The following is a 6,090-nucleotide window of genomic DNA, read 5'->3' on the forward strand; positions in this document are numbered from 1 at the left end:
GGCCAGTACGGCAGCAATAGCCACCCGTAATCGCTGACCGCGACTTAAGGCCAACGGGAAATCTTCTTCCAGTCCTTTTAGCCCCAGTCTGTCCACCAGAAAATCACAATACTTTGTCCAGCCAGCACCATTGCCGTTATGTTGCTGGCGCAGGCTAAAGCTGATTTCCTCTCGCACCGTGCTGTTAAACAGCATGAAATCAGGGTTTTGCAAAACCATACCCACAGCAGGGGATACTGACGTAACTCTTTGTCCCAATACTTGTATCTCGCCTGCTACCGGTTTGAGTAAACCGCCGAGCAAATGCAGCAAAGTGGACTTACCAGCCCCGTTACTTCCCATCAGGGCAATAAATTGTCCGGGGGGAACCGTAAGTTCAACATCTTTGAGTACTAATTGCTCAGGGTTATCGTAGTGAAAACATAATTTCCGGGCAATAATTGCCGGATTTTGCGGCGGCAATTCAGTATAAGGTGCTGCTTTACGAAAAATTGGTTTACTATCAGGAATCACATAACATTGGCGAATGGCCGCCACTGCATCGCTGACTTTATCCGAACGCACCGTAACCCCTAGTTGGTGACAAATGGTAACAGGCTGCGGCAACCTAAGACCGTAGGCGGCAAACATTTCCGGATAATTATATGCCTCCTCGCGTTTTCCTTGCCAAATAATTTGTCCGTCATCCATAATGGCTACCTTATGACATAACGGCAGTACTTCATGCAGCCGATGCTCGACAATAATAATGGTAATTCCTAGGTTCTCATTCAGTTGTTTCAACACCGACAATAATTCTGCCGCGCCCTGCGGGTCAAGCTGACTAATGGGTTCATCCAACGCCAATACCTGTGGTTTAGCTGCCAATACAGCCGCTACAGCCAGACGCTGTTTTTGGCCGCCTGACAAATCATGGACACTGGCCTCAGCCTTATCGAAGAGACCTACCAGCCGCAGCGCTGCTTTAACCTGTGGCTCAATTTGAGCTGGCGTCATTCCCATATTTTCTAGAACAAATGCCACTTCATCAAAAACTGTTGTTGAAAAAATCTGATCATCCGGGTTTTGAAACACCATGCCAACGGTGTGACTCATCTCTGCCACACTCAAGCCACGCGTTGACCGCCCGCCCACTAATACTTCTCCCACAAGTTTTCCGCCGCTTTCATGAGGAATCAGGCCATTGAGCATCTTTAGCAATGTACTTTTACCACACCCTGTGGCTCCTGTCAGCAACAAGAATTCTCCTGGTGAAACCTGGAGACTGACATTTTTTACACTGGGAGTGCTACGATGCCTATAGGTAAAGGAAACATCACAAAACTGTATCATATTATCCATCTTGTCAATCTCCCCCGACTCTGGCTAATTGTTTACCCAAGGCCGTACCGCAGGCAGCACCGATCACTGTATAGATAAATCCGTTAAAGACCAAAACCAGAGCAATATACCATGCCGCATAATACATGCGATACAAAAACGCCATAGCCTGCAATCCTACATAGGTTGCAATGGTATCAGCCACACCGCAGCTAATCGCCAAAAGCGCAATTTTGCCCAAAGGTATCCTTTGTTCTTCTCGCTTTTGCAGCCAGCCATACATTCCACTGCCATAAATCAGGAGCTCCAGCAAGAGAGCATGCACACCATAGGACAGCAGACCAATTGGCGAAATTTGTCCGAACGCCAGCATGCCTAAAAGCATACGGACCACAGTCATCAGCGCTACCACACCTGGGCGGGGAATTAAGATGACAAGTGCCACTACCATCATATAGAGAAATACACTGCTAAACAGGCCTGTTACTAAAAATCCGAATGGCCCCAGCAAAATATGAAAAAAATCATTTAACAAGGTTGACGGCACATTGACTACAGCAAAAGCAGCCGCACCAAACAAGGCAATGGTTACCAGCCAGCGCGTTTTTAACACCCTCAGTACCTGACGCAGATGCCTCAGTGCCACCAGCAAGCCTGCCGTCACTGCCAGTACCGCGATACTGACTACTACCAGTGCCTTGCTGTCCTTTTTTACAATAGTAAGCGGCACTTCACACACCAGTGGCGGTTTCACCCCGTCCTTTAGCTCTGCCTGGAGAATGTACTCTCCGCCAGTCAAATCACGTTCATCCGCATACACCGGTAGCTGAAGACGTTGCCAAGAGTCACCATTTATGGCCACAAAGGCTTCTAAGTAATTCTTTTGACCATCCAGTGCACCGCCATTTACATCTTCACTGGTCGCACCAGGAGTAAACAAACCGCTCACCGGCTGATGAGTGCCGGCATCTAGAAGGTGGACGGTAACAACAGCCAGTTTTTGTACTCCGGATGGATTTACGATATCTAGTCCCAAGTAAGTTACCGGGTGAATAGCCTCAATTTCTTGGTTAGAAGCGCCTTTGCCGGTAAATAGATTTTTGTAATAATCCCATTGTCTGTCACGCAGCACTAAGACATTGCGCCCCATACGCTCATCTGATTTGCCGTCTTTGTCCAAGGGCAAAACCATACCAGAGAGCATAATCGGCGCGGCAGCGTCACCTGTGCCCGTACTGACGCTAATTGGCACCTGCTGCGTAGTTGCCCCCGCCGTAACAGTAGCTGTATAGCTGCCAGGCGCCACATCTGCTGCCACATGCAATGTCAGCAAGTCATACCACTGACTGTAACCACCTGGCAGCACCATTTTCCTTATTAAAAAATACTGATCTGCTTGTTCTTTTATCTCCCAGTTTTCCAGATGTCCGACCGGACTAAATCCTGGTGGCAGGCTGATTGTTATGACCACCTCTTTATCGACAGCACCGCGGTTTTCGATACTAAATAGCGCGGTTGTCTGCGTACCGGGAGTCACAGAATCCCTAGCTTTCCCAAGGTAATACGGAAACTGACAGGAAAAAGACAGGCCATCCTGGGCCTGACCGGTAATTGTCAACAATACCAACAGCACTGTCGCTAATCCGGTCAGTGCTTTTTTGATGGTCAAGAATTCTTCCCCCTTTGTAGTAAATAAGAAATACATCCCCAATCGGCGAGGGGATGTATTTCAGTCTAATCTATTTTTCACCGGGCTCCTCTATTTGCCCCCACCTAACTTTTTATATTGTTTTAGATATTTTTTAGTGTTTTTGGGCTTCAGGATTATTAAGTTCAGCAATAGCATCTTTCACGTGTTGAACATAAACATCTTGGAATCTGGGATTTTCTCCTAAACCATGTACATAGGTCGCTACTTTGAATCCGGCGGCATTTAACTGCGATTTCGCCGAATCCTCTTCGTCGCCAGCCATATCATTAGTGGCATGGTCGCCAGCCACCAGCATGAACGGCATCAAAGTCACTTTTTTCACTTTATTGGTTTTTAGCTTTTTCATGACATCATCTAGGGTCGGATAGCCTTCGACAGTGTAGATATACACATTGTTATAGCCTTCGTCATGTAATTTGAGCTGCAATGCAGCATAGGCCGAATTGCCGGGATGAACACCACCATGTCCCATCAATACAACAGCCTCACCCTTTTTCTGTTTGGGCAGCTGAGCCTCTATGGCTTTCACGGCGACCAGATAGTCGTCAGCTTTGTCTTCTTGTCCCATAAAATACAGAAGAGGTCGGCCTAATGCAATTTTGTCAAAAGTTCTAGCGGCTTCATGATGCCTTACAATCCCCTTGACCAAATCAAATTCTTCACCGGCAGCAATATGCAGCGGCTGGACAATAACTTCGCGGAAACCTTCAGCACTCAACCGGGCAAGTGCTTCTTTTTCGGTGTCAATTTTCACGCCATCCCGCTCGGCCAGCTTTTTAATGATAATCCGGGAAGTAAACGCCCGGCGGACTTCATAATCAGGAAACTCGACTTTTATCTTGTTTTCAACAGCTTCAATTGTTGATTTCATGGTATCAGGATAGGTTGTACCGAAACTTACAACTAAAATAGCTTTTTTATCTGCAGTGGTCGGTGCAGCGGCTGCCTGTGACGGCATCAGGCTTACGCAGCCAAAAATGGCAAGTATGCACAGTGTGATAAGAGAATACATGTTTTTCATTGGTAAAAAACAACTCCTTTATCTTTTGATTACTGCGCCTCGTAAGAATGTAAAACCAGTTTTTCCTTACTACGTTTAAACTGCCTGCATTTCTCGATAAAGCGTCTGGCCACCTTCTCACTACCAGCAAAGTGCTGATGAAGATACGATGCCAGAATGTTATCAGTCATGAAGCCACCCAGATAAGTTGCTTCAGTTCTAATTTTTCTAAATTGAAATGCCCAAGGAAATGCAGTATCTGCCTCATCAGGTACCATTCGCGAAAAATGAAACTCATGCCCACGAATCACTTCACCAACCTGACATAATACGTTATCTCCTAAAGCGGTAGCCTCTACATATCCGACTGTTTCCAGTTTAGACTGCATCACGCAGGTTGCCGGCACTAGCCCGACCATTTCGTGGGATCGGCCAGAGAAGTCAGTAATTTGCCTGCACAAATACATCAGCCCACCACATTCGGCATATATCGGCATACCCTGTCTCCCCGCCCGGGCTATGGCTTGACGTATCTGATGATTGGCTGCAAGCTGCTCAACGAACATTTCCGGAAAACCGCCGCCTAGAATCAATCCGTCAACATCGGGCAGAGAAGTATCTTGTAGCGGGCTAAAAGGAATCAGTTTGGCCCCGGCAGACACCAGCGCATCCAAGCTTTGCGGATAATAAAACGTAAATACATCGTCCATGGCAACACCAATACGGATGCCGGAAACTCCAGACTGCTCCTGTTGTTTGCTTACCCACCGCAGCGGCGGCGCCTGCTGTGCCACTTTGATAATCTGATCAATAGACACTTGGCTGTTTATTTGTTCAGACAGTATCTGTAGCGTCTGGCCCGCATCATGTTCGGTTACCGGAGTCAAGCCAAGGTGACGCTCCGGCATGGTCAACGCAGCGTTGCGCTTAATAGCGCCCAGTACAGGAATGTTTAGCCGCTCCAGCGCCTCACTGATCATCGTATAGTGCGATTCTGAACCGATGCGGTTAATAATTACGCCAGCAAAATTCACCTCAGGGTCATACAGCTTATAGCCCAGCGCAGTGGCGGCTGCACTCTCGCCCATTGACCTGGCGTCCAACACCAAAACTACCGGCGCATTTAGAAGTTTGGCAATCGCGGCCGTACTGCTGATGCCGCTGCGTCCGCCATCATGCAAACCCATAACGCCTTCAATAATTGCAATATCATTGTTTGCTGATGTTTCCGCGAAGATAGAAACTGTCTTCTCGGCTGGCAAAAGCCAAGTATCGAGATTATGCGCCGATTTACCGCTGGCCAGACGATGATAGCCGGGATCGATATAATCAGGACCTACTTTATAGGATTGAACCTTCAGCCCACGGCCAACAAGCGCGGCCAGCAAGCCGGTAACAATCGTGGTCTTGCCAGCGCCGCTGTGATTTGCAGCAATCACCAGCCGGGGAATCTGCAAAACATTCATCTCATTGTCCCCCTATTAAAAACCGTCCCGTTTTACAAAAATCAGCGACATATAATCAAGCTTCGTCCCCCGCAGGCTGTCTAAATCAAAGGTGACAAACTGCTCGGGATAACCGACCCTGCTCATATATACAGCCTTATCCTTTAGTCCTAACTCAGCCAACACATCCACGATTTGATCATACTTTCCAGCTACTTTCATTAAAATGGCATTAGAAAATTGCCGTAACACTTCTTTGAGTTGTTCAGGATCGTCAATAGCCGGAACGATGGCCAGTTTTTCGCTGCCTTCAGCCAGCGCGGCATTGAGATAGGCCGCAGCCGCGGAGAAAGAAGTTATGCCTGGTACGCTTTCGACGACGGCTTCAGGCATGATTTCACGCACTTTCTTCATCAAATATGTATAAGTACTAAATAGCATCGTATCGCCAATCGTAATAAATGCAACATGTTTACCGCCTCGCAGCCGGGCAACGATCTGCGCCGCACCGTTCTGCCATTCTGCCTCCAAGGCTGCTGTCTCACGAATCATCGGTGTCGATATTTCCAAAATTTCTGTTGTGGCGGGAATATAGGCACCTGCAATCTTCATCG

At 47.7% G+C, this 6,090-nt stretch carries 5 protein-coding genes; all 5 read right to left on the reverse strand.

Annotated features, from left to right (window positions below; translation table 11 throughout):
• A partial coding sequence (locus AC29Z1_RS04710; protein ID WP_488270303.1) for an ABC transporter ATP-binding protein occupies positions 1-1,341 on the reverse strand: 1,341 nt, incomplete at its 3' end.
• Positions 1,342-1,345: 4 nt separating this feature from the next.
• Positions 1,346-2,989, reverse strand: a complete 1,644-nt coding sequence (locus tag AC29Z1_RS04715) for a hypothetical protein (protein ID WP_488270304.1) — start codon at positions 2,987-2,989, stop codon at positions 1,346-1,348.
• Between the two features lie 133 nt (positions 2,990-3,122).
• Positions 3,123-4,052, reverse strand: a complete 930-nt coding sequence (locus AC29Z1_RS04720; RefSeq protein WP_488270305.1) for a sirohydrochlorin cobaltochelatase — start codon at positions 4,050-4,052, stop codon at positions 3,123-3,125.
• Between the two features lie 29 nt (positions 4,053-4,081).
• The gene (locus tag AC29Z1_RS04725; RefSeq protein WP_488270306.1) at positions 4,082-5,497 is read right to left on the reverse strand and encodes a cobyrinic acid a,c-diamide synthase CobB; all 1,416 of its coding nucleotides are present in this window, start codon (positions 5,495-5,497) and stop codon (positions 4,082-4,084) included.
• A 15-nt stretch (positions 5,498-5,512) separates the two neighbouring features.
• Positions 5,513-6,090, reverse strand: a 578-nt coding sequence (gene cobI, locus AC29Z1_RS04730; RefSeq protein ID WP_488270307.1) for a precorrin-2 C(20)-methyltransferase, incomplete at its 5' end; no start/stop codon positions are given.

It is taken from the genome of Sporomusa sp. (assembly GCF_057736855.1).